This window comes from Sedimentibacter sp. MB35-C1, assembly GCF_030913635.1.
In the GTDB taxonomy this organism is placed as follows: domain Bacteria; phylum Bacillota; class Clostridia; order Tissierellales; family Sedimentibacteraceae; genus Sedimentibacter.
On the sequence record NZ_CP133188.1, the window covers coordinates 471,810 to 494,923 of the forward strand.

Consider the following 23,114-nt stretch of genomic DNA (forward strand, 5'->3'; position numbering starts at 1 on the left):
ATAAATAAAAATAAACATTATATTGAAAAAATAAATAACGTTCTTAACAAAATATCTGTGAACACCATTAACTGCAGCGATTTTGATGAGGCTGAGGCAATATTGCAAAACGAAAGTGTTGATTATGTAATATCGGATCTAAATATTTTCAATGAAGTTTTTACTATTAAAACCTTCACTGAAACATATCACAAAACTGATTTGATAATTGTATCCGAAGGTCTTTTATATGCATGCGGAAACACTGATCTCTTTCAAGGTGCTCTTGATTATATGGATTTTGAAAGTGATCTTCTAAAGCTGCCTATAAAGATTCTCGAACATTATACTGATAAAAAAAACAATGACAGATTAAAAGAGGACTTGTTTAAGAATTATCATCTAAGCAGCAAGAATGAAAAATATTTGAAAGTTCTTTCTCACTGTGAAAAAGTTGCGAAAACAAATCTCAGTATTCTTCTGATTGGAGAACCTGGAACCGGCAAGGAAGTGCTTGCTAAATATATACATGCTTGCAGTCCAAGAGTGTCAAACAAGTTTATAGCACTGCACTGCAATTCATATCCCGAGGAACTCCTTGAATCGGAGCTTTTCGGAAAAGAAGCAGAAGGAAGGTTTGAACTTGCAAGCAACGGCACTTTATTTTTAAATGAAGTGGGTGCTATTAAAGAATCCACTCAAACAAAACTACTTAAAGTTTTTGACACTAATACGGTTTCTCGTATCGGAAGCAATCAGGAAAGATTGATTGACTGCAAACTTGTATCATCAACAAGCAAAGACCTTTACAAAGAAATTCAAGACGGAAGCTACAGGGATGATTTTTTCTACAGAATTAGTTCAATTGTAATTAATGTGCCTCCCCTTCGCGAGCGTCCCGAAGATTTGGATGATCTTATTCAATATTTTCTCAGAAAATCTCAGGAGGAGTATGGAATTGTAATTAAGTCTATAGATCCTGAAGCCAAGAAATTTTTATACACTTATGATTACCCGGGAAATTTAAGAGAACTTAAGACAGTTGTAGATAGAATGGTAGTACTCTCTATAGATGGGAGAGTTACCAAAGATGGAATACCTCTTTTGTTTAATATAAAAAAAGAAATCACTATGCCTGATTCTGAAAGTTACAAAAGCATTATTCCTTTTAAGGAATACAAAAGAGAAACTGAAGCAACTTATCTTCAATGGGTTTTAAACCAAACCCAAGGAAATGTCACTGAAGCTGCAAAATTGCTGGAAATAAGTTCAAGACAACTATTTAATAAAATTAATGAATATGATCTAAAAAAATAAAGCAATTGAAACCCTCGCGGGGTTTCAGTTGCTTTTATCTATTATTTAAATTGGTATCTGTTTTTTACACTTGTAAAGATCATCATTATCAGCAAAAATATTCCCACATATCCGTTTATTACGTAAACAATATTAACAAGTCTGTCAAATGGCACCTTTAATCCAATTACTGCGCCTATTACTGCCAAGATAGCAGTGACGGTTTTGAATTTTACTGTTTTTTCTTGAGCAATTCTAACTGATACCGTCCACAGTAAGGGAACCGCAGTTGTATAGATTCCGGCCACAACTGTTAATGAGTACACTATTGCCACTGATGGATGAATGCCCGAAGCAATAACCAAAGATGGTATTTGTGATCCTGCTACCTTCTCAATGTTTGCAATAAGTCCTAATGCTACAATTAAAACCGCAGCTGAAAATGCAGCCGCACCAAACACGGCTCCCATTGCCGCTTCTTTTTTGCTATTGGCGCTTGCACCCATGGATGACATAAATGCAGCAAGCCATAACATGCAAAACCCCACATATGAACCTGCGGCATACAGCCAATTAGTAGATGCTTTCATCAAATTTAATTTAGGAATTATTTCGCTTGCTCGTCGCAATCCATCTATGTTTTGAAATATAGCTACAAATCCCAGAACAATAGACATAACTACTATCACAGGGCCTATCTTGCCTATAATATCAACTATCTTTCCAAGTCCAAACACGACAGTCACAGCTGCTAATACGGCCATAATAATTCCACCTACCGAATTAGAGATTCCATATTGCTGGTTTAATGTAGCTCCCGCACCTGCAATCATAACGAAAAATGACATATAAATGAACACAATAGAAAAATAGTCATAAAACTTTCCTATTCTTTTCCCGCAGTAATATTCAAAAATATCACTTCCTTTCGGAAACTTATGTTCATAGCCTGTTGTTATGAAGCTTACGCCCACATATAAAAACAAAAGGAATATAACAACTACTCCTGCAATACCTTTAAATCCATAAGAGGAAAAGTACTGCATTACTTCCTGTCCTGTTGCAAAGCCTGACCCTATTAAAAAAGCAATAAATGAACCTGCAAAAGAAATGACTTTTTTCATACTTACCGTATTGCTAACCATAATATCCTCCTGATTTGTTTTTTTATTAACAACTATTACGGAAGAAATAGTCAGATAATACAATAAGTCCGTATTACCTGACTATTGTATTATTCTTCAAATACTGTTTGTTCAGTCACTTCTGTCTGTAAAGCTCTTAAAGCTCTTTCTACAAGCTTTCTTCGCAAATTCTTGCTTTTTTCTTCTCCAAGGTTTGGATCTCCCAATGGGTACGGGATTCCTATGGCTGGTATTATCCTATTCGCTCCTATGGTAAGTGATATAGGCACTACAGTACACATATGAACAACTGGAATTCCAACTCTTTCAATTTCTTTTACCATCGTTGCACCGCAACGTGTACAGGTGCCTCAGGTAGATGTTAGGATAACTGCTCCCACTCCGTCCGAAACTAATTTTTTGCTGAAATCTTCTCCAAACCCTTTTGCATTGCCAACGGATGTACCAGTACCTGTTGTGGCAATAAAGTAATTTGCAAGTTCTCCAATAATGCCTTCCTTTTCCATTTCTCTCAATACATCCAGCGGAACTACTAGATTTGGGTTTTCAAGCACATATGCTCTGTCATATCCACCGTGAACGGTCATGAATTTATCTTTTGTCAAGCTTTCCAGCCCGGTTATATCATAAGTTCCATACTTTGTTGCACTTGATGATTCAATCCTATCAGGATTTCCTTGAGGAACTATTCCTCCTGATGTTACAACGGCTACTTTAACTTTTGATATATCTTTTACGGCAGGATTTGGAGCAACTCTATCAAATACAGGCATAGGGTATTCTGTTCCATATGGTTCGCCTGCAACTTTCTTTAGTATCAAATCAATTGCTCTTTCTGATCCTCTTCTTTCATTAAAATAGTTAACACGAATTCCTCTTTCAATATATCCTTCCTCTGCAGGTGATAATATTTCTTTTTTATTAATCATTTTCTTTGCCAGCTTGCAGATTTTTGGCATTGCTTTTCTCATGTCGGCTGCCGAGTTTGCTGTTTCTATAATGTATAGATCACTCTTAAACATATCTACTCCGGGATTTTCCTTGTACATACCCGTAACTACCGGAATTTTAAATTCTTCTTCAACAGCTTTTGCAACAGCACCGCATGCCACACCATATCTGCCTGCATTAAATGCCGGACCTGCTATAAATAAATCCGGTTCATAAGGCCTTATCAAACTTAGTATTGTATTTGTGGCTTCATCGATATGTCCTCCAAAATAAGTATCGCCACATATCACCGTTGCCACAACCTCGTATCCATCTCCCAGCCCTGACTTCAATGCAAGGCCCGGTCCAACTACGCCTTCTCTTATTTCCGGCTTAATATCTGCCTTTTCTTCTCCTCCTATACTTGCAAAAAATTGATTTATATAATGAACGACTTTTATCTTTTCCATAATATCCCTCCTTAATATCCTTTAGCGGCTAGCTTGTTATATCCGTTAGCAATTGTGGAGGCTATTACAATTTGCAATTCGGCCTCTATACTTCCGTCAGGCTTTAAGCTTCCTTCATAGCCGCCTATCATAGTTTCTATGAAATCGAGAGTACCGATGACCTTTTCCATCGGCGGAAAGTCAATAATTACATTTCCGTTCCCACAGGATACCAGAGCATCTCCTTCTTCAACTGCGTCTGCCAATGACTGCGATTTTCCGTCTCTGCCGGGGAACTCATCGGTAATGAGAACTACTTTAACACCTTTTTGGCTAACCTTTTTACAATTCATCATCAAATCGGTATCTGGGTTTCCGTACCCTTCCTCAGTTATCAAAACGCCGTCAAATCCTAAAAATTCACACAACTTTGCAGTCATATCTGATGACCTTTCTTTATCTGCCAGAAATACATTTTCATTTGTAAGTATAACTCCGATAAAGTTTAAATCTTTTCCATGCCTTTTATACAAATCCTCTATTACCGGATTATTAAGATGATGGAAAGTTGTAACCTTGTCACAAGGCGCAACACAATTTCCACTCACTATGGCTCCATCCATAATTTCTGTCGGGTACATAAACGTTGGCACCATAACCTTAGCATCTACTCCGTAATAGTACGTATCATGCAGCAACCCCTGCGATTGAAGCATATGAACATAACCTATCTTAGGAAGATCTGGGTATTCTTTTGCCTGTTCTAATATAGGCTTGGTTTCATAAGTAACTACTTCATCGGGCTCTATATTTCTTCCTGCTTCCCCGATATAAGTAGCAACCTTCAAGCCTGCCATTCTCCCTGCTGCTTCATAATCATGGGTTTCAATGTCTTCTACTGGCTCGATAACTATACATACATTGTTTGTCTCAGAAAACGGAGTATATTTTGCAGCGGGGCCTGACATATCAATTAAGCCTTCTTGAAATCCTACTATCCTGCCGCATGTTATTACCGTTGCTCCTACAAGTGCATTTGTCCTTCCGCTTCCTACCTGTTTTACTTTATTGATCGTGCCTGGGAATATTCCTCCGCTTCCCGAAACCTTAACTCTTGGTTCAATAACATCCTTAACCGGAGCTATGCGCACTGATTCTCCTGGCCTGGCCAGCTCAACATCGGCAGACGCTATTCTGTCATCTTCAAGTACAAGCTTTATTATCTCATCTTTGTTTACATAAAGCGTTCCTTGCAAAACCTCAGTCTTTTCACCGAACTGAACATCGCTGATTCTAATTTTCCCTAATTCTAATTTCAAAACTTTCTACCTCCTTTTTTATATAAGCCCTTTCTGTTCATTTATATAACATTAAACATAGGGTTTTTTACCACGTTTTCAATTAAAGACAAATCAACTGTTTTAAAATCATCTTTTATTTTTTCATTCCAAAGAGGCGTCTGTTTGAATTTTAAAAATTTTTTGGACGCTTCAATACTGTTTTCAATCAGGACGACAGATTCATAATCGGTTTTTTTATTACCGCTCACAATTATGGATTTGTATGGCGTTTGGTTTGGCTTTAGGCTTCCTGACATGGGATGGGTTAGAAGCTTGCATCCGGTATGTATTAAATCCCGTGTCATTTCTAGAACATCCATGTAATTTCCATTTTCCATGTAAATTACTTCACAAAAACTATAATATTTTTTGAACACCTTAGAATTGTTTGTTATTATAATTTTATTCATGTGCCTTCTCCTCTTATATTTACTTCTACAATATTGTTAAGCAATATACGTACCAACTCTTCTGTTAGGTATAAATATTTTTTTGGTATTGAAATTTCAATATAGATAAATATCATGACAGAATATTGTTTGCTATGATTTTAACAATTTTAAAACAACAGTGAAGTTTTGTTCTTGACTACGAAAGTATTTTCTTATATTATTAAAATAAGCATGTATATAGGAGGGATTCCGATGAAGGATATTAAAATTTTGATAATGGGAAAAAACAAGCACTATATTGATGCCATCATTTCATCAGTTGCAAAATTAACTAATAATATTAATTTTGCTGACAATGCGGAAAACGCATTCATTGAACTGTCAAACCTGTCATATGATTTTTTTATTACTGATTTATCGCCATTTAATAAAGAATATACAATCAGCTGCTTTACAGATGCTTTTTCTCAAACAGATTTAATTATAGTTTCTTCTACTCCGTCATACATTGAGGAAAGCTATGCCTTAAAAGGCGGAGCTAAAGAATATATAGATATAAAAAACGGTATTGAAACTCTCCATAAAACACTCGCAGATTTACATAAAAACAAGAAAGACAAAGAAAAATTAAAAGAAAATTTGTTAAATACATATATGATGGCCAGCAATAACGACAGTTATAATAAAATGCTTCTGCAATGTGAAAAAGTGGCAAAATCTAAGGCAAATGTACTGTTAATAGGTGAATCGGGAACCGGAAAAGAGGTTGCAGCCAGGTATATACACCTCTGCAGCAACCGATCAGCAAATAACTTTACAGCGGTAAACTGCAGTTCTTTTACAGAATCGCTTTTGGAATCAGAACTGTTCGGTTATGAGCAGGGTTCCTTTACAGGTGCTGTAAAATCCAAGCAAGGTAAATTTGAACTGGCTGATAATGGTACCTTATTTTTAGATGAGGTGGGCGAAATAAATTTGTCCACTCAGGTAAAGCTTTTGAGAGTACTTGAAACAAAAAAAGTTGAACGTCTGGGAAGCAATAAAGAAAAGCTTATAGACTTCAGACTTATATCCGCAACAAATAAAGACTTAACAAACGAGGTTTTGGCTAATAATTTCAGAGAAGATTTTTTTTACAGGATAAGTTCAATTGTTATAAGAGTCCCTTCTCTGAGAGAGCGGAAAGAAGATTTAAATGAATTAATAAAATTCTTGTTGAAAAAATCTCAAAAAGAAAATGAAATTGTAATAAATTATATTGAGCCCGAAGCAGAAAAATTTTTGCATTCTTATGATTATCCCGGAAATATAAGAGAGTTAAAGAGTATCATAGACAGAATGGTTGTGCTGTCCAACGACGGTGTTATAACCAAGGATGGAATTCCTATTATGTTCGATATACGTAAAAAATCTAATAAATTAACTGATGATATTCAAGATTTTACAAGCTATGATAAAGTAATTACCTTGCAGGATTTCAAAAATAAAGCTGAGTCGGAATATCTGCAGTGGGTTTTAGATCAGACAGGCGGCAATGTAGCGGAAGCTTCAAGGCAATTAAGTATAAGCTCAAGACAGCTGTTCAATAAAATCAATAAATATGATTTAAAAAAATAACAGATAAAAACTCCTGGAGAGTTTTTATCTGTCTATTAATTATCAAATTATTTATATACCTACTTTATCAAGTTCTTTCAGATTATATCTGTTTATTATGTCAATAAGCTTAATCGCATAGGATGAATCTGTAGCATAACCACACCTTCTCAGCGCCCAGGCGCCCTCGGTGCTGTCAAACATAACCGCTCTGAAAGGCGCATACCTTTCTTTTGTTAAAAGAAGTTCATTATGATCATTCCAGCTTTCTTTAACATTATTGTATGCTCTGAATTCAGCATCTACTCTAAATGAAACGCCGTTGTATTCCTCCCACGTGTTTGACGTTACAGAACCGGCTGAAGCTGTTCCTTTTACACCAAAAAGATTGTTTGACAACTGTCCGGTATATTTGTCTACCGGAACGCTCTGTCCCCATCCTGTTTCAAGAATAGCCTGAGCGGTTTGCAGTGCAGCTGACATACCTGTATTATTTTTGGTTTCTACAGCTAAGTCTGAAGCAAAATCAAGGAATTGATCTTTTGCCACAATCGGAAGTGCCGTATATATTTTTTCCGTATAGATTGTAAATTTTACATCTTCTGTTTTCAAAACTGCTCCGTTATAAACCGCTTCAGCCCTCAGACTCCAAGATCCTGAGTCCGTAACTCCTGGAGTATATGATTGTCCCGAAAGCACCTTGCTCACACCTGTCTTCAAGTTAGTTAAAATATACTTAACATCACTTAAAGCTACATTACTTTTTACATTGAGATTGAAAGTATCGGTAACAACCTGACCCGGTCCTACACTTTGTAAAAACAGTTTAGGTGTACCTGCAACATTTACCTTAACCTTGCTGCTTTCATATACGTTGCCTGCAGTATCCTTAACTCTTACGTAAAGTTCCTTGGCTCCAGCCATTTCAGGTCCAGGAAACCATGTATAGCTTCCGTATCCGGCTTTATAAAGAACCGTCTCTTCTCCCGTAACAGAATCCACCAATATGTACTCTGTCTCTGAAACATTAAAGTTTCTTGAGGCCCTAAGAGTAACCGAACCATCAACAGACTGGCCTGAGGTAACTCCTCCAAGATACAAATACCTGTCAACATCAACCTTTACATTGACATAATCCCCGTAATATGGCGTTTTGTCCATATCATAAGCAATTACTCTCAAAGACATATTTCCGTTATCTTCCATAACGGGAATCATTGTAAATCCTCCTAAAGGATCCAATTGAGGTGAAATATAGTACGCTCCTGTATCCGGATTAATTATTTCATATTGAACATATGCAGCAGAGAAATTCAGTTCTGCATTAAGTGGTACACTATCAGCTGTAACCAATTCTCCCTCAGCAAGACCTGTTAATTTTATTTTAGGAGATATGTTTACATTTACATTAATTGCATCTCCCGCAAGAAAATTTCCGTTTTTATCATAAATAGCTGCTACAAGAATTTTATCTCCTTCATCTTCCATTGAAGGAATCCATTGGTATGATGAATTTAATTCGCTTCCTTTCGCAACAATGAATCCCTTTTTCGTATCCGCATCCAAAAGCAAGTACCTTATCTCTGAAGATCCGCTTACCAAACTGCTTCCAACGTCTGCTTTAAGGCTTGTTGTCCCGCTTATAACTTGTCCCGCTTTAACAGATGATATGTTAACATCAAAAAAAGATTCTATTTCAGATTTTTCAGAAGAATCAATTACAACCGTCCTTTTTTCATCGTTCCATTCAATGCCTACCCCCAAAGCATTGCTTACAAGTCTTATAGGCACGAAGGTGCGGTCATCTTTTATTATTGGCGCAACATCACTTAATTTATAAATTTTTTCTGTATCATTAACGTATTCAATTAAGTGGCTGTCTATAGTAAGTTCAACTTGCATGTCATCTTTTGATATATGTACCGTTCTGCTGTCATTGTCCCATGTCACCACTGCATCTAATTCTTCCGCTATAACTCTTAGAGGAACCAGTGTTCTGTCATTTTTTATAAAGGCTTCCGGTTCGGCCTTAATTTCTTTCCCGTCAATCATAAACTTAATTGGACTCTGGGCATACACATTGGGGTTAATATTAGCGAGCGTTGCAATCATTAAAATTAAAATGACTGCTTTCCAATTAAATATCTTTTTCTTCATTTGTTCACCTCTTTTTTCATTTTTCTACATTATATCATATAATATGTTAAGTGTTTATTACATAATCATTAATATATAAACCGATAAATATAAAAGCTCTCTCGCAATGTGAGAGAGCTTTATAGGATGAAAATCAATCAAGATTTCTATTATATTTTTTAATTGTTATTTTGCCAAAGCAGCACTTTCTCCTGCAATTTTACCAAATACGGTAATATCTGCCAATGCATTTCCGCCAAGCCTGTTGCTTCCGTGAATACCGCCTGTAACTTCACCGGCAGCATACAATCCTTTAATTATCTGTCCGTCAGAACCTATAACTTGTGACAGTTCATTTATTTCTACTCCGCCCATTGTATGGTGAACAGTCGGAACTCTTGCACCGGCATAGTATGGGGCAGTATCAATCTTATCAGCATATAATGTTCTACCGAACGGATCTTCAGTTGTACCATCTACTGCCTGATTGAAAGTCTCTACTGCAGCAGTAAGATTTTTTTCATCAACTCCTATAAGCTCAGCAAGCCCTTCTAATGTATCTGATTTGTATGCCCTGCCTGCCTCAACCAAGCTGTCTATGCTTTCATTGAAATTATTTATTGTATCTCCTGTAGGATACGAGTGCTTGTCAACTATTACCCACATATTAGCATCTGTCTGCTCCATAAGAGCCTTAGTCATAACGTCTCTTCTTTCACCTTCATCTACAAATCTGTTTCCTTCTTTATTTACAAATATACGGTTTTGAACTCCCTGTTCAATATTTCCGCTTAAGCTTCCTGTAACAGGATCTCCCATCGGAAGAAGCTGAATATGTTCCATTCCCAATATCGAAGCGTTAATTTCTTCAGCCATAATGATTCCGTCTCCGGTTGCTCCTGTATGGTTTGTAGTTTTAATATCTTTTAAAGAAGGCCATAAAGTATTATACTGCTCACGCATCTCAACATTTGCACCAAATCCTCCTGCTGCAAGGACAACTCCTTTATTTGCATGAAGTGTTACTTTTCCTCCATTCCTGTCAGCATATACGCCTTTAACTACTCCACCCTCAACTATAAATTCTTCTGCCTTTGTTTCAACGAGAATTTCAATGTCGTTACTGTTTTCTTCAATATAATTCATATAGGTCTCAATATATCCTGTTCCCAATGGTTTTTCAGGCTTATGTGCACGTGACCAGAGCCCTCCCAAGACAGTAAATACATAATCCTTGAATTTCATTCCAAGACTTTCAAGCCATTCAACAGCAGGAAGAGAGTTGTCCGCAAGTATGCCTATCAACTTGGTACTTCCCAGCTTATCTCCTCCATTATATGTCTGAAGCTTGTGCAATGTAGGTGAGTCAAACAGCTGTGTACTACCGGAGTCTTTATATTCTTCCCATTCTTTCTTTAATGTTTCTTGCCATTGTTTTACTTCAAGGTCTGTTTGATCTGCATTTATTATGCCTTCAACAGTTTGTTTCTCAAGGTCAGTCATCGTTAATGATGCTTGCCTGTTGGGATCTGCTCCATTATAAGCTGATCCTGAAATAATTGTATTTCCACCTACCTGAGGCATTTTTTCGATAACAATTACAGAGGCACCGTTCTGATGGGCTGACACTGCAGCAGCAAGCCCTGCACCACCTCCGCCAATAACGATAACATCGGCTGTCTTATCTATATCCTCTGCTGTTTCGTTTTTTTCTAACTCTTTGCTCTTTAACATTTCAATATCGGCCCCTGCTTTTTCAAGAGCAGCTGCTATTGCAGACAGTATTCCTTTGCTTGAATAAGTTGCACCGGATACCATTGGTATGTTAAGAGATGTGTTTCCTTTTACTTCCATCACAATCTTTTCTACCGCTTTATCTCCTAATCCGGAGGTTTCTGTATGATCTACCGTTATATCTGTTATTTCTGTTTCCGTTACTGTTACAGATGCCTTTATTGTTCCATGGAAGCCTTCTGCTTCCCCCTCGTAAGTTCCGGGAGTGAAAACAGCTTCACTCTTATCTGCATCGTCTTTATCAATCGTACCCGATGCACATGCCACTAAACTTAAAATCATAGATAATGCTAAGATAATACTTATTACTTTTTTAAATTTCATATTTCCCTCCTGATTAAAAATTTCATTAAATGCATTCATTGAATGCATTCATTATAATATATAGTTTGTTATTTATCAAGCAATTTTTTATTTATATTTTTTGTTATATTTATTTAATTATGTTATAATATCTACTGATATCTTTTACTAATTTCAGGAGGTTCAAAGTGAACAGCCGTTCAATTCAAGCGAAAAAAACAAAAGAAAAAATTTATAATATCAGCATTAAATTATTTAAAAGCAAGGGCTTTGACAATGTAACTATTCAAGATATTGCTAAAGCTGCAAATGTTTCTGTAGGATTATTCTATAATTATTATAAATCAAAAAATGATATTCTTCTTCAGCAATACGTAAAGGCTGATGAGATATTTAACGAATTTGTGAGCAATGGAATTAAAGGATGTACAAGCAAGGAAAAAATTAAAAACTATATGCTTTTTTATATAGAATTTGTTGAAGAACAACCATTCGATTTTATCAAAATTCTTTATAACAACAGTAACACTTTATTTATAAAAGAAGGAAGAGCAATGCAGACCCTTCTCAACCCAATTATTGAGGAAGCAATTGATGCCGGAGAAATTACTGTTCCAATGAAGGTAAATGAAATTAATGAATATCTGTATCAAGGTATGAGAGGCTTAATTTTTCATTGGTGTCTTTACAACGGCAGCTTTGATATATATAAAAGAGCAGAAAAATACCTCGATCTGATGATAAAAGCTCTATAGAACGTCCATTTAATAAAACAAAAGGCACCTAGGGTGCCTTCTTTCGAATTGTAAATAAAGCATTATAATTACAGCAGAGGGTGAATCACTCCGCAGGCTATCCTGTTTCCGGATGCCCCTGAAGGCTGAGTTCTGTAATCATCCGGATTCTTGTGAACTATAACTGACTTTCCTATAACATCCTGGACTTTAAACTTATCCGTAAAAAAAGCCATTCTTGCATATCCATTATTTGAAAATATAACCGGGAAATCACCTGCATGATTTCCATGTGGTTGATTTGTAGGATTCCAATGTCCTCCGGCCGCGCCAAACGGTTCACCTGATTCGCCTGGTTGACACATTCCATATTCATGGATATGAAATCCAAACGGCCCTACAGGAGCATCATTTCCTGAAGCAGGTTTATATATCGGTAACCCTACAAATTCAGCGAACACTTCTGTACCGCCGGGAACATCTGTAAAAATTATCATCCCATGAATATTTGGTGCCTCTTGGCTTCCGGATACATATGCTATCGCACTGCTGTACTGGCTATTGTTTAAATATCCATAGTTCTTCGAGCAAACGTATCTATTATTATAACAATCCATTTTGACCTCCAATCTATTTAGTACTTTATTTTATGGATTTTTATATAAATAGTTACATACGCAACTGTCATCCTCCTTTTTACATGCTAGAAGAAAATTTTTCAGCATATAAAAAAGCAACCAGCCTATAGCTGATTGCTTTTTTGCTCTTGGAGGGATTTTATTATTCTACCTCTGACCATTTCGTTATTTCGCCTGTATATACTTTTGTAATATCTTCTGATGATAAATCAGAAATTGGGTTTTCATTGTTAACTATAACTGCTATACCGTCCATTGCAAGTACATGCTCGTTAAGTTGAGATTTTTCTTCATCTTTAAGTTCTCTTGAACTCATTCCTATATCATAGCTTCCGTCAATAGCTGCCTTGATTCCCTGAGATGATCCGTTTGACTGCATTTCGAATGAAACATTTGGGTTAAGTTCTTTGTAAACTTCTTGAAGTTTTTCCATAAGTGGTGTAACTGAAGTCGAACCAGCAATTTTGATTGTTCCTGACATATTTGAAGCAGTGTATTCAACAGGGTCTGAAACTGATGAAATGTAGTGTTTTTCTTCAACTATCTGCTGACCTTGAACAGATTCAGTAAAGCTTATAAAATCTTTAACTAAATCACTCTCTTCTCCCTTTGTAACAAGTAAAAATGGTCTTGCTACTGCATATTCACCGTTTTTAATGTTATCAATGGTAGGTTCAACTCCATCAACATTTAATGCTTTAATTCTTTCACTTACAGATCCTAATGAAATATATCCGATACCGTATTCGTCTCCCTCTACAGCTGTTATTACTTTATCTGTTCCGTCAAATTCCAGAGCTCCAACAACCAGTTTGTCTATCTCTGTGTCTCCTTCTTTAACTTTAATTTTCATAAGTTCATGAAATGCACCTCTTGTTCCGGAAGCAGCATCTCTTGCAATTACTGTTATATCCTTATCAGTATCAAAACTCGGTGCCTGCTCTTCTTCTTGTTGTCCTGCAGGCTGCTCATTGTTAGGTACCTGTGTCTCAGTCTTAGCGCATCCTACAAATGCCAAAGACATCACTAATACTGCTGAAACTATCGATAATATTTTTTTTACGTTCATTTAATATTTTCTCCTTCATAAATTTTCTTTATTCACTATATCGCCGGTTAGTAAAAAAGTAATCAGCGCAATGTAAATGATTTGTAAGTTTTTAATAAACTTTCAAAATATTCATTATCAAAAATCTTAACGTATTATTTAGTTTGCGAAATTTAATGGGATCTATACTGTATTGCATCAAAAATTCCCTTGTAAAACCTCTCTTAAAACTCTCATCATTCATTGTGTATGGGTTTACATTAATAAATAGTTTTTTGTTGTACGGTGGAACCATGTGGACAAATGCAGCCTCCAGAGCTTTTGTCCTGCATAACAGTTCCAGCTGCCACAAACAGTTATGTTTTGCTGCTTCGGTAAAGAGTTGATCCGGATTTTTTATTGAATCCTTGCAAGTTATTCTGCTCAACGCCTCATGCCCAAAAATACTGCCGTCCCTTAGCGATACTATAGGCTGGAATACTGTTTTTATTAGCTTATTATCAATTATGTAATTCAAATCTTCCTGAATTTTCTGTGACATCTTGTCAACTCCTAGCAATTGTTTCGGATGAACTTAATGCTACTCTATTGAAATCATAATTTTGATAAATAATTGAAATTTCTTTGTAAATTAAAAGTAAATTTCTCAAAAATAATTTATATAGAACATTGTAAATAATACAAACCGTTTACAAAATTTTTATGTACTGATTACCTAAGCAAATTATATTGAAAGTGTTTTTATAATATTATAAAGGAGACAATTATGTTCAAAAAGGTATTTAAGATAATCAATAAAAAAATAATAAATGCTCTTTCTTCCGTTTCAAATTTTTTTAAATTTAAGACAGACAGCTTAATCTCTAGGAAAAAAATACAGTACGGAAAAAATTCTTTTGCCAATATGAAACTGGGAACTAAGCTGGAGGTTTCCTTTGCAGTAATTATAATCCTATTTATAATTCCAATTTCCGTAAGTATGTTAAAATATAATGAAACTGTTAAACTATTAAAAAAAGCTAATGATGTTACTATTCCCGAGGTATATTACGCATCTTCTGTATCTAATAATCTAAAAATAATTGAAAAAAATTTATATGCATCAACACTGACAGACAACAAGGCAAAAAAGGATGATTACATAAAAGAAAGCCAAGATTTGTACGACGAAGCCGTAAAAAATCTTGAAAACCTCAAAGTTTTTTTAAACAGTGATACAAAAAATATAAATGATATACTTAAAGCTTTGGAAGAAGAGGCTAAAATAAGAGATGCCGTAATGACAAGTAAGTACAAAAGTGACGCATCTAGAATGATTTTTAATTCTTATGATCCAATTATCATTAAAATAAACTCAAACCTTGATTTGATAACTGAAAAAATAAATGCTGAACTGCAGGAGAACGCCGAAGAATCTGACAAAGCATCAAAGTTTACCTTAATACTGACAATAGCCACAACAACAGCAGTAGTAGTTCTTGGATGGATAATTTCAAAATCCATAGCAGGCAGCATTGTAAAACCTATAATGCAAATAGAAGATTTTGCAATGTCATTGTCAGAGGGAAACCTAGACTGTGAAATAGAGTATGAATCAGATAATGAAATAGGCCGATTAGCTGAAGACTTAAGAAAATCCTCATGTTCCCTGGCATTATATATAAATGAAATTGATTATGCCATGAAGCAATTATCAGAAGGTAATTTAGATATAACGACAAGCGGAAATTTTAAAGGTGATTTCAAAAAAATAGGACAATCCATTGATGCATCAGTAAGCCTTTTATCAGATACTCTCAAGGGAATAAGCCAGCTGTCATCAGAAGTCTCTTTAAGGTCAGGCCAATTATTAACAAATTCTCAAACCATCTCAAAAGGAGCGGCTGATCAGTCAAGTTCAATAGAGGAATCACAAACAGCAATTGATGAAATATCTGAATATGCAAAAGCTAATACAGAAAACACCCATGATGCAAGAAATACATTGTATAAAATTGATGATGAAATTACCAGCTGCAGCAAAAGTATGAATGAAATGCTGGACACTATGTCTGAAATAAGCAAAAAATCCAGTGATGTAGAAAAATTTATTAAAGTCATTGATAATATAACTTTTCAAACAAACATTTTAGCACTAAACGCTGCAGTTGAAGCAGCACGCGCAGGCGATGCCGGCAAAGGGTTTGCCGTTGTAGCTGGTGAAGTAAGAAGTCTGGCACTAAACAGCTCCGAGGCTGCTAAAAACATTGCCTATATTATTGAAGAAACCTCACAGGCTGTACATAACGGAAACAAACTTGCAAACGAAACAGCTTCATCTCTGTCAAAAATTGTAACAAGCTCAAACGAAGCAACAATTAAGATATCAGAGATTACAAAAGCTTCCGAAGAACAGCTGTCAGCCATAAAAGAAATAAAATCAGGAATAGACCATATTTCAACCATAGTTCTGGCAAATTCCAATGCAGCTGAGCAGTCTTACGCTGACAGCAGTGAACTGTCCCTAAGATCTCAAAAGCTGCATAATATGTTAAGTAAATTTGCATTGTAAAATAAAACAGCTCATTAAGAAATAGATCAATAATATTCCTTCAATGAGCTGTTTACCTCATTTATTTATACTATCATTTCATAGCAATTATACCAATTTCATTAATTGATTAAAGCACTGTTCCAAACAAAGCAAAAACATCCATTAGTACACTCTTAATATAATCTCAACTATAAAACTAACCACCATTAGCAGTCCCTGAAGCTTGAAATATGATGCCAGCTTTGAAATCATATAACTTACTTGAACCGAAGAATCATCAACATTTGAAAATATTGCTTCATCAGCATGCTTTTTAACTTTTAATAATTTAGAGCCCAAAATTATTTGTATAATACCGGGCACAGATCCTATAAGGAATGCAAATAAGCCTGCAATTGCAGCAATAATACCAAAAATAATGTATATTACGCCTATAATACCCGTCCATTTACTCAATTCTTGCAAATCTTGGTTCATAATATTTCTTAGTAAGGTATCAGCAAGAAGCTGTACTCACTAATTCTCACCCCCTGCATATTTTTATTGCGTGCTTTACTTCAGTTTTTAATAGCAAAGCAGAGTATAAAAGCGTTTCATTATACCATAATTTACCTGATAGTTGCAAGGATTTAAAAATGCCAACTTAGTTAACTGGCATTTTCCTTAATGATACTATTGAATTATTTTTATTATAGCTTCAGGTAAGTATTTAATAATATCACCTGCAGTTAACGAATATTCCCCCAAGCACTCTGCTCCCATATCTCCGGCCATACCATGCAAGTAAACAGCAGCTCTGAGTGCATTTTTTATCTCTATTTGCTGTCCTATTAATGAAGCAATTATTCCCGTCAGTACATCTCCGCTGCCGGCTGTTGCCATTCCAGGGTTTCCAGTAGTATTAATAAATGCTTCACCATCTGGACATGCAATTACTGTACGTGCGCCCTTTAACACAAGAAATACATTATATTTTTGTGAAAACTCGGAAGATTTTTCGATTATATCATTACTTAAATAGCTAATATCATTTTTTAACAATCTTGCCATTTCCCCGTAGTGCGGCGTCAAAACAACAAGCTGCTCGTGACCTAACAGTTTATTTAAGTCAAGCTTATTTATTCCCTCGGCGTCAATAACCAACGGCTTTAAGCAATTACTCAAAAGATAATTCAGTATTCCGTCATAATTAATTATATTACTGCAACCCGAACCTGTTGCCACTACATCAGAATAAGCAATTATCTCTTGTTTAAGCTTTTCAAAAGAAAAATCGTGTGCATTATAAGTACATGTTATTGCTTCTAATGCCATGGACTCAACTACACAATATATTTCATCCGGTATAAAAGCTTTAACCAAGCCTGAGCCGCATTTAAGTGCAGCATTAAGATTAAGAACCGCCGCACCTGCCATTCCCTTAGAACCGGAGATGAATCCCACTTTGCCATATGTTCCCTTGTGAGAATTTCTGCAACGTTTCTTAATAATACCTTTAATATCATTTAGTTCGGTCAAATGTACAAAATTGTTATCATTAAATTCCACAATCGGAATTTTATCTGTATTGCCTAGAATGAAATTATCTAAATTTTTTTTAATCATATTTCACCTGTAAACTTAACTTGATTATATTTATTTGCTAAAAAAATAATGCCACAGAACTCTAATTTTTATAACAGCATTGTTTTACCAATATAGCTCCCAATTACTTAGGAACTTTTGCGTATTTACAAATTTTACCAAGTTTTCTTATCATTATTCTAAGGTCATAGCTTCTTTAACAAAATCAATAGTCACCCAGTTTTCTTCTGTCCATCTTTTGTTTATGCCATTTATATAGGTAAACTCTTCATACTTTTCAGAATCTATCGATAATTCAACTATAATACCTACATATGAGTTTATATCTGCCCGATCTGTTAAATTTGTTTCAATAATTTCTTTTATTAAATCTATATCGTCTTTGCCTAATTTTTCATTAGTTATAATTTTAAACATTATGGCATATCCCTTAAAAGGTTTTACTGTAACTATATTGAGATTTCTATTTAATTCTTTACTAATTTTATTCATGACATTTAATGAATAGTCATCATTATAATTTCTAGAATCTATATTAATTGACATATTTTCATAATATTCAAAATTATTCGAGTTAAAATCATATTCGTCGTAGATTAAAAGCTTATCGATAGTAAAAATCCTTAGGACACACGAGTCATATTTCACCCTTTTATTATATAAATCTCCATATGGAATTGGATAGGAACCATATTGCTTTAATACTAAAATTTTTGTAAAATAAAGTTCTATATTTTTTATATCATTAGCATTTAAATTATCGTTAAAGTAAACATTAATATTCAATTTATCGTCAACGAGATAACAAAGGCTGTTATCAATATTTTCTATTTGAAAAAATGTCTTAAATATATTTACTGCATTTTCATCTACTATATAAATTTTATCATTTTCTTCGGTAGTATCAAAGTAGTTACTAGGGGTTTGTATTTCATTAAACATTAATGATTTTTTTGAATCATTGCAAGAAGTAAAAATTATAATTATCATTAAACCAAAAATTAATTGTGTATATTTTTTATACATAATACCTCCTTACAAAATTAGAAAATTAAATACCAGTCAGTAACATTGAGTCTTTGCATTATAATGCCATAGTATTGCAGTTAAGCCTTATAATTAAGGATACTATATAAATTATACATTTTCAAATTATAATTTACAAATACTATAATTTTCGAGTTTTGGATCGGCTATAATAAACTGGACAGAAATTTTAAGGTCATGTACAATCAGAATATAATAAACAAGGAGCATGACCATGCCAGAATCAAAAAACAGAAAACAACGTCGTACTTTTACTACAGAATTTAAAAGCCAAATAGTACTGTTATATCAAAACGGTAAAAGAAAATGCGATATAATAAGTGAATATGATATTAGAGTCGGCAAAAGCTGGAACTATATATGTGTGCTTATGACCTTTTTAATCGTAAAATAATTGGTTATAGTGCTGGCCGAAATAAAGATGCAGATTTAGTAGCAAGAGCTTTTGCCACAGTTAAAGCAAACCTGTACCCTAAAGCCCCTATTAACAAAACAAATATTAAAAACAAAATATTATATCTGTTAGATAAAATTTTTTTCATAATAAAGCACCTCTTCCATTTTAATTCAACAAAAAATTAATGCCTTTACGGTGGCATTAATTTTTTATAAACTAATTATATTATTTTCTTAATTGTGTTTTTTTCTGATTGTATTCTTCTTCAGTTATTTCTCCTCTGGCATATCTTTCATTTAAAATATTTAAAGCATTGTTATTTGAACGGCCATTAGTCTTAGTTGATAGCTGAAAATAATTAATCAGAGCTACAATTCCTAATACCGTTAATACAACTGCGCCTATCATTATGAACCAGCCCCACCCATAGCCCATCATTCCATATCCATATCCCATCATAGTACCAACTCCATTTGATTATTATTTTTATACTTAACACCAATTTTAAAAATTATGAATAACTATTTTCTTCAAAATATCACTTTTTAGATTAGTAACCTCGAAGAACTTGTGAAGCAAAGTTATTATTTATATAAAGTGCTTTTTTGTTACTATTTATTATCATTAATTTTTAAATTTCTAAATTCAATAACTTTATATATAATTTCAATAAACAGTTAAGATTATTCAAAAATTAAATTTTAAATATTGTCAAATATAAATACCCCTTAAGAAGTTATGAAATATAAAAACAGTATTCGGTAAATAATTATTGAATACTGTTTTTGATATAACCTCTTTTTTACTGATTAAACTAATGCACCAGCCATTTTTCTGCATTCATCTGCACACATACGGCAAATATCTGCACACTTCTTGCAATGATCATCTTTAAACATAGCGCATTCTTCAGCGCATTTATCACAAATTTTAGCACACACATTACAATGTTCTGATGTAAAGCTACCCACCATTGACATTGTTGCAGCAGACATTTGACACATCATAGCGCATTCTACCAGAATTTTAACACAGTTCTTTCTTGCATTTAAATCCGGTTCATTTAAACATGCATTAAAGCATTCAAAGCATGCTTGTGCACATTTATTACATGCATCTATGCATGACTGCATATGATTATTTGTTACTATACCCATCGATATTTATCCTTTCTTTTATATTTTTAATATAAAAGTATTATTTGAAATTCTTTGGTTTTTATACTTACGATTTATCTAATTTAAGATATTCACAAGTATATTTTATTTACCTTCTCACTAATCTTGACTATTTCAATCACCTAACAACATAAGCATCATTACATCATCATAATAGGAGGAAGCTACTATCTTGTTCTAAAGATTTGTAAGATTTGGACATCAAGTAGCGGATACAGTTTTACATAAAGTAAGTCCTGTTAAATTGTCCATATTAAGATTTTTCTTTAATAACTTATTAGAATTTTTTAATATGTGATATTTTTTTCACCTCATTTCTTATTACTAGTATTAGCTTGTGTTGTATTTTTCGGTTTATTTAAATCACAGCAATCCATTCTACCTGTTCCAAAAGTTTTTTTATTCTCTTCTGCCAATCTGTCAAGCCAATTTTTAATGAATTTAAACATTAAAACCACTCCTTTCTATTTTTATATTATTTTTTATAAAATACTAATTATTTCATCAACTTTTTCATCATTTCTATCCTCTTTAATTGCTTCTTTTGACAATGATAAATATGTTGTTTTAAAATCAATACATTTGATTACTTTAATAGTGATTATGCTGCTATTAATTTAACTGTATGAATAGTATTCACTATAACAATATTTTTAATAATATCTTCTAACATATATCTCGCAAATTCAATTTTTACAGTCACTTTTGTAACGAGTTTTGTATAATATTTGTAACAAAAAAGCATGTAATTTATTAAAAATTTACATGCTTTTTTGCGTTAAATTAGTTCGTATAATTTGAATTATGCCTAATAATTCAAATACAGATTGGAATTTAATATTGAATACAATACAGAATACAAATATAAATATAAATCAAGTAGCTGTTCACTTAATTCAATGTACTAAAACGAACAACATATACCGGTTCATTGTTGTTATAAAACACAACAACATTGTGATTGCGTTCCATACTTAATTGATTTGGTTTAAGCGAAGTCATTTGTAAAAACACATCAACACTACCCGTATTATCAACTAATTTAGCGCTTAAGTACTTATCCTTGTTTGGCATTAAATAGTTTGAGTTAATATTCATTAATGCTGTTGGTACTTTTTTATTTTCTTTAATATTTTTCAATTGACCTTTAATAACAAAGTGTTGTGATACAATATCTGATTTATTTTCAACCGGTATGTCTTCTTTTACTGACTCTTTCATTTCTACTATAGTACTGTTATATATATTAATATTATCAATTTCGGCAGTATTTTTCCAAGCTTCATTTCTCGAATTTAAATAAGTTTCATATCCTTCATCAGGAATAATTAGCATGGATATAGTTTGATTATTTTTACTTACTCTTAAATGGTCATTACCTACCCTTTTGTTCCAAAAAAAGCTATTATTATAATTTTTTTCATCAAGATAATAATCAAGCAATTTATCTAATTCTTTATCTAATTCTTTTTTATTTCCATAGAATATACCAGCGAGTTCAAATTGTTTTGATAGCTCATTATAAAAAAAATCATTAACTTGTTCTGATGATAATGTTTTTGGTAAATACCAAGACAAGTTTAGAACCTTATGATTATCTCTATCTTGAGAACTAATTCCAAATGTTATATTATCATCATTTCTTAAAGTTGCTATATTTATTGTAACATTATTTAATGCTGGAACATTTATTGAATCATCAATAGTATTGCTATCTACTATAACCATATCTATTCCCTGTTCAGCCAATACCTTTTCTATATCTTCAGTTTTCAAAGGAAATTGATATTGATAATCATTTATGGGATTTGTTCCGAAGGCAATAACTATACCTACTACAATAACAATTACGGCTACAACCCAAAATGATACCTTCTTAAAAATATTATTGTTTATATTCATTGCTTCCCCCTCACTATTTTGGATACTTTATTTAATATTTTTTAGATACCAAAGCTTCATTAAATTCTACTAATTTTATTTGTTCGTTTTTAGCTAATTCAACTAAATCCTGTGCTTCTGCATATACAAGAATACCGTAATATTTTACAGTTGGATATAATATTACTTATCCGTCGTAATACAACATACCATAATTGTAACTTTTTTACAATTTAAAAGCAAATTTTAAGCAGCATATTTTTTTCAAATTCTCCACGAGAGACTACATAAAGATTTTGAAGTATCAATTATAAGAAACGAAATTGGCAAAAAGGAGAATATGCTATTCAACAATCTTGCACAATTGGTACGCCTCTTTCTGATATTAATTTAAATTAGAATTAAAAACACAAAAGACACCAACCCTTTACAGTCAGTGCCTCTCATCAAGTGGTTAATTACATATTGCTTACTTTTTCATGGTCATGTGCTTCTTTATATTTTAAGCGAGTAGCTTTACCTCCCCGAATCTTAGGGGGTAAAATGGTATTAATACTATGTGTAAATTTCAATATTTTCATAGAATTCCATACATTTTTATTAATACCGTTTTATACTGTTCTCTACAAAAATTTGCCCAGAATTTGCCCGAAGCTATTTTAGAATATATACAAATATTGTAATATTATTCCTCAATTATATTTTTTAAAAGCT

General features: G+C 33.4%; 21 protein-coding genes and 1 pseudogene. 5 read left to right on the forward strand and 17 right to left on the reverse strand.

What is annotated here, in order from left to right; genetic code table 11:
* The first annotated feature begins 57 nt into the window (after window positions 1-57).
* Window positions 58-1,296 (forward strand): sigma 54-interacting transcriptional regulator, encoded by a 1,239-nt coding sequence (locus tag RBQ61_RS02225; protein WP_308138911.1) that lies wholly within the window; start codon window positions 58-60, stop codon window positions 1,294-1,296.
* A gap of 41 nt (window positions 1,297-1,337) precedes the next feature.
* Here the strand turns inward: RBQ61_RS02225 and RBQ61_RS02230 are convergent, their stop codons facing one another.
* The 4 genes from RBQ61_RS02230 to RBQ61_RS02245 all read right to left on the reverse strand — a co-directional run bounded on the left by RBQ61_RS02230 (window position 1,338) and on the right by RBQ61_RS02245 (window position 5,549).
* Window positions 1,338-2,420 carry a hypothetical protein gene (locus RBQ61_RS02230; protein WP_308138912.1) on the reverse strand — a complete coding sequence of 361 codons (1,083 nt, stop codon included), beginning with the start codon at window positions 2,418-2,420 and terminating at the stop codon, window positions 1,338-1,340.
* An 89-nt stretch (window positions 2,421-2,509) separates the two neighbouring features.
* Window positions 2,510-3,820 carry a sarcosine reductase complex component B subunit beta gene (gene grdF, locus RBQ61_RS02235; RefSeq protein ID WP_308138913.1) on the reverse strand — a complete coding sequence of 437 codons (1,311 nt, stop codon included), beginning with the start codon at window positions 3,818-3,820 and terminating at the stop codon, window positions 2,510-2,512.
* Between the two features lie 11 nt (window positions 3,821-3,831).
* Window positions 3,832-5,118 carry a sarcosine reductase complex component B subunit alpha gene (grdG, locus tag RBQ61_RS02240; protein ID WP_308138914.1) on the reverse strand — a complete coding sequence of 429 codons (1,287 nt, stop codon included), beginning with the start codon at window positions 5,116-5,118 and terminating at the stop codon, window positions 3,832-3,834.
* A 41-nt stretch (window positions 5,119-5,159) separates the two neighbouring features.
* Window positions 5,160-5,549 carry a GrdX family protein gene (locus RBQ61_RS02245; protein WP_308138915.1) on the reverse strand — a complete coding sequence of 130 codons (390 nt, stop codon included), beginning with the start codon at window positions 5,547-5,549 and terminating at the stop codon, window positions 5,160-5,162.
* A 234-nt stretch (window positions 5,550-5,783) separates the two neighbouring features.
* On the opposite strand from RBQ61_RS02245, the gene RBQ61_RS02250 reads away from it, so the two are divergent.
* Window positions 5,784-7,148 carry a sigma-54-dependent Fis family transcriptional regulator gene (locus RBQ61_RS02250; RefSeq protein WP_308138916.1) on the forward strand — a complete coding sequence of 455 codons (1,365 nt, stop codon included), beginning with the start codon at window positions 5,784-5,786 and terminating at the stop codon, window positions 7,146-7,148.
* Window positions 7,149-7,199: 51 nt separating this feature from the next.
* Here the strand turns inward: RBQ61_RS02250 and RBQ61_RS02255 are convergent, their stop codons facing one another.
* Window positions 7,200-9,284 carry a stalk domain-containing protein gene (locus RBQ61_RS02255; RefSeq protein WP_308138917.1) on the reverse strand — a complete coding sequence of 695 codons (2,085 nt, stop codon included), beginning with the start codon at window positions 9,282-9,284 and terminating at the stop codon, window positions 7,200-7,202.
* A gap of 165 nt (window positions 9,285-9,449) precedes the next feature.
* Window positions 9,450-11,381, reverse strand: coding sequence for a flavocytochrome c (locus RBQ61_RS02260; protein ID WP_308138918.1), 1,932 nt, complete (start codon window positions 11,379-11,381; stop codon window positions 9,450-9,452).
* A gap of 167 nt (window positions 11,382-11,548) precedes the next feature.
* Between RBQ61_RS02260 and RBQ61_RS02265 the strand changes: the two genes are divergently transcribed.
* Complete coding sequence (locus tag RBQ61_RS02265) at window positions 11,549-12,115, forward strand: TetR/AcrR family transcriptional regulator (RefSeq protein ID WP_308138919.1); 567 nt, start codon at window positions 11,549-11,551, stop codon at window positions 12,113-12,115.
* Window positions 12,116-12,183: 68 nt separating this feature from the next.
* On the opposite strand, the gene RBQ61_RS02270 is transcribed toward RBQ61_RS02265, so the two are convergent.
* The 3 genes from RBQ61_RS02270 to RBQ61_RS02280 all read right to left on the reverse strand — a co-directional run bounded on the left by RBQ61_RS02270 (window position 12,184) and on the right by RBQ61_RS02280 (window position 14,321).
* On the reverse strand, window positions 12,184-12,711 hold the full coding sequence (locus tag RBQ61_RS02270) for a superoxide dismutase family protein (RefSeq protein ID WP_374049896.1): 528 nt from the start codon (window positions 12,709-12,711) through the stop codon (window positions 12,184-12,186).
* Between the two features lie 163 nt (window positions 12,712-12,874).
* Entirely contained in the window at window positions 12,875-13,801 is a 927-nt protein-coding gene (locus RBQ61_RS02275; RefSeq protein ID WP_308138920.1) for a substrate-binding domain-containing protein, read from the reverse strand.
* A gap of 91 nt (window positions 13,802-13,892) precedes the next feature.
* Window positions 13,893-14,321, reverse strand: a complete 429-nt coding sequence (locus tag RBQ61_RS02280; protein ID WP_308138921.1) for an EAL domain-containing protein — start codon at window positions 14,319-14,321, stop codon at window positions 13,893-13,895.
* A gap of 225 nt (window positions 14,322-14,546) precedes the next feature.
* Here RBQ61_RS02280 and RBQ61_RS02285 point away from each other — a divergent pair, with 225 nt between their 5' ends.
* A complete protein-coding gene (locus RBQ61_RS02285) occupies window positions 14,547-16,331 on the forward strand; it encodes a methyl-accepting chemotaxis protein (RefSeq protein WP_308138922.1) in 1,785 nt (594 codons plus the stop codon).
* A gap of 144 nt (window positions 16,332-16,475) precedes the next feature.
* Here RBQ61_RS02285 and RBQ61_RS02290 read toward each other — a convergent pair whose 3' ends face one another.
* The 3 genes from RBQ61_RS02290 to RBQ61_RS02300 all read right to left on the reverse strand — a co-directional run bounded on the left by RBQ61_RS02290 (window position 16,476) and on the right by RBQ61_RS02300 (window position 18,923).
* The gene (locus RBQ61_RS02290) at window positions 16,476-16,790 is read right to left on the reverse strand and encodes a DUF5362 family protein (protein ID WP_308138923.1); all 315 of its coding nucleotides are present in this window, start codon (window positions 16,788-16,790) and stop codon (window positions 16,476-16,478) included.
* A 195-nt stretch (window positions 16,791-16,985) separates the two neighbouring features.
* Window positions 16,986-17,918 carry an NAD(P)H-hydrate dehydratase gene (locus tag RBQ61_RS02295; RefSeq protein ID WP_308138924.1) on the reverse strand — a complete coding sequence of 311 codons (933 nt, stop codon included), beginning with the start codon at window positions 17,916-17,918 and terminating at the stop codon, window positions 16,986-16,988.
* A 153-nt stretch (window positions 17,919-18,071) separates the two neighbouring features.
* On the reverse strand, window positions 18,072-18,923 hold the full coding sequence (locus tag RBQ61_RS02300; protein ID WP_308138925.1) for a hypothetical protein: 852 nt from the start codon (window positions 18,921-18,923) through the stop codon (window positions 18,072-18,074).
* 352 nt (window positions 18,924-19,275) lie between these two features.
* On the opposite strand from RBQ61_RS02300, the pseudogene RBQ61_RS02305 reads away from it, so the two are divergent.
* Window positions 19,276-19,398, forward strand: a pseudogene (locus RBQ61_RS02305) (IS3 family transposase); the annotation flags it as partial.
* Here the strand turns inward: RBQ61_RS02305 and RBQ61_RS17620 are convergent.
* From RBQ61_RS17620 to RBQ61_RS02325, 5 genes are all read right to left on the reverse strand, one after another.
* Window positions 19,343-19,486: a hypothetical protein gene (locus tag RBQ61_RS17620; protein ID WP_374049924.1), complete on the reverse strand. Its 144-nt coding sequence runs from the start codon at window positions 19,484-19,486 to the stop codon at window positions 19,343-19,345. The pseudogene RBQ61_RS02305 and the gene RBQ61_RS17620 overlap by 56 nt on opposite strands.
* 80 nt (window positions 19,487-19,566) lie before the next feature.
* Window positions 19,567-19,800, reverse strand: coding sequence for an SHOCT domain-containing protein (locus RBQ61_RS02310; protein WP_308138926.1), 234 nt, complete (start codon window positions 19,798-19,800; stop codon window positions 19,567-19,569).
* Window positions 19,801-20,150: 350 nt separating this feature from the next.
* Window positions 20,151-20,498: a four-helix bundle copper-binding protein gene (locus tag RBQ61_RS02315; protein ID WP_308138927.1), complete on the reverse strand. Its 348-nt coding sequence runs from the start codon at window positions 20,496-20,498 to the stop codon at window positions 20,151-20,153.
* A gap of 332 nt (window positions 20,499-20,830) precedes the next feature.
* Window positions 20,831-20,968 carry an LDCC motif putative metal-binding protein gene (locus tag RBQ61_RS02320; protein WP_308138928.1) on the reverse strand — a complete coding sequence of 46 codons (138 nt, stop codon included), beginning with the start codon at window positions 20,966-20,968 and terminating at the stop codon, window positions 20,831-20,833.
* A 442-nt stretch (window positions 20,969-21,410) separates the two neighbouring features.
* On the reverse strand, window positions 21,411-22,421 hold the full coding sequence (locus tag RBQ61_RS02325) for a hypothetical protein (RefSeq protein WP_308138929.1): 1,011 nt from the start codon (window positions 22,419-22,421) through the stop codon (window positions 21,411-21,413).
* Window positions 22,422-23,114 lie beyond the last annotated feature (693 nt).

Excerpts from the sequence above, each read along its gene's own strand:
- RBQ61_RS02230 (WP_308138912.1), bottom strand. The coding sequence starts at position 2,420 with ATGGTTAGCAATACGGTAAGTATGAAAAAAGTCATTTCTTTTGCAGGT.
- RBQ61_RS02245 (WP_308138915.1), bottom strand. The coding sequence starts at position 5,549 with ATGAATAAAATTATAATAACAAACAATTCTAAGGTGTTCAAAAAATAT.
- RBQ61_RS02250 (WP_308138916.1), top strand. The coding sequence starts at position 5,784 with ATGAAGGATATTAAAATTTTGATAATGGGAAAAAACAAGCACTATATT.
- RBQ61_RS02255 (WP_308138917.1), bottom strand. The coding sequence starts at position 9,284 with ATGAAGAAAAAGATATTTAATTGGAAAGCAGTCATTTTAATTTTAATG.
- RBQ61_RS02260 (WP_308138918.1), bottom strand. The coding sequence starts at position 11,381 with ATGAAATTTAAAAAAGTAATAAGTATTATCTTAGCATTATCTATGATT.
- RBQ61_RS02270 (WP_374049896.1), bottom strand. The coding sequence starts at position 12,711 with ATGGATTGTTATAATAATAGATACGTTTGCTCGAAGAACTATGGATAT.
- RBQ61_RS02275 (WP_308138920.1), bottom strand. The coding sequence starts at position 13,801 with ATGAACGTAAAAAAAATATTATCGATAGTTTCAGCAGTATTAGTGATG.
- RBQ61_RS02280 (WP_308138921.1), bottom strand. The coding sequence starts at position 14,321 with ATGTCACAGAAAATTCAGGAAGATTTGAATTACATAATTGATAATAAG.
- RBQ61_RS02285 (WP_308138922.1), top strand. The coding sequence starts at position 14,547 with ATGTTCAAAAAGGTATTTAAGATAATCAATAAAAAAATAATAAATGCT.
- RBQ61_RS02290 (WP_308138923.1), bottom strand. The coding sequence starts at position 16,790 with ATGAACCAAGATTTGCAAGAATTGAGTAAATGGACGGGTATTATAGGC.
- RBQ61_RS02295 (WP_308138924.1), bottom strand. The coding sequence starts at position 17,918 with ATGATTAAAAAAAATTTAGATAATTTCATTCTAGGCAATACAGATAAA.
- RBQ61_RS02300 (WP_308138925.1), bottom strand. The coding sequence starts at position 18,923 with ATGTATAAAAAATATACACAATTAATTTTTGGTTTAATGATAATTATA.
- RBQ61_RS17620 (WP_374049924.1), bottom strand. The coding sequence starts at position 19,486 with ATGAAAAAAATTTTATCTAACAGATATAATATTTTGTTTTTAATATTT.
- RBQ61_RS02310 (WP_308138926.1), bottom strand. The coding sequence starts at position 19,800 with ATGATGGGATATGGATATGGAATGATGGGCTATGGGTGGGGCTGGTTC.
- RBQ61_RS02315 (WP_308138927.1), bottom strand. The coding sequence starts at position 20,498 with ATGGGTATAGTAACAAATAATCATATGCAGTCATGCATAGATGCATGT.
- RBQ61_RS02320 (WP_308138928.1), bottom strand. The coding sequence starts at position 20,968 with ATGTTTAAATTCATTAAAAATTGGCTTGACAGATTGGCAGAAGAGAAT.
- RBQ61_RS02325 (WP_308138929.1), bottom strand. The coding sequence starts at position 22,421 with ATGAATATAAACAATAATATTTTTAAGAAGGTATCATTTTGGGTTGTA.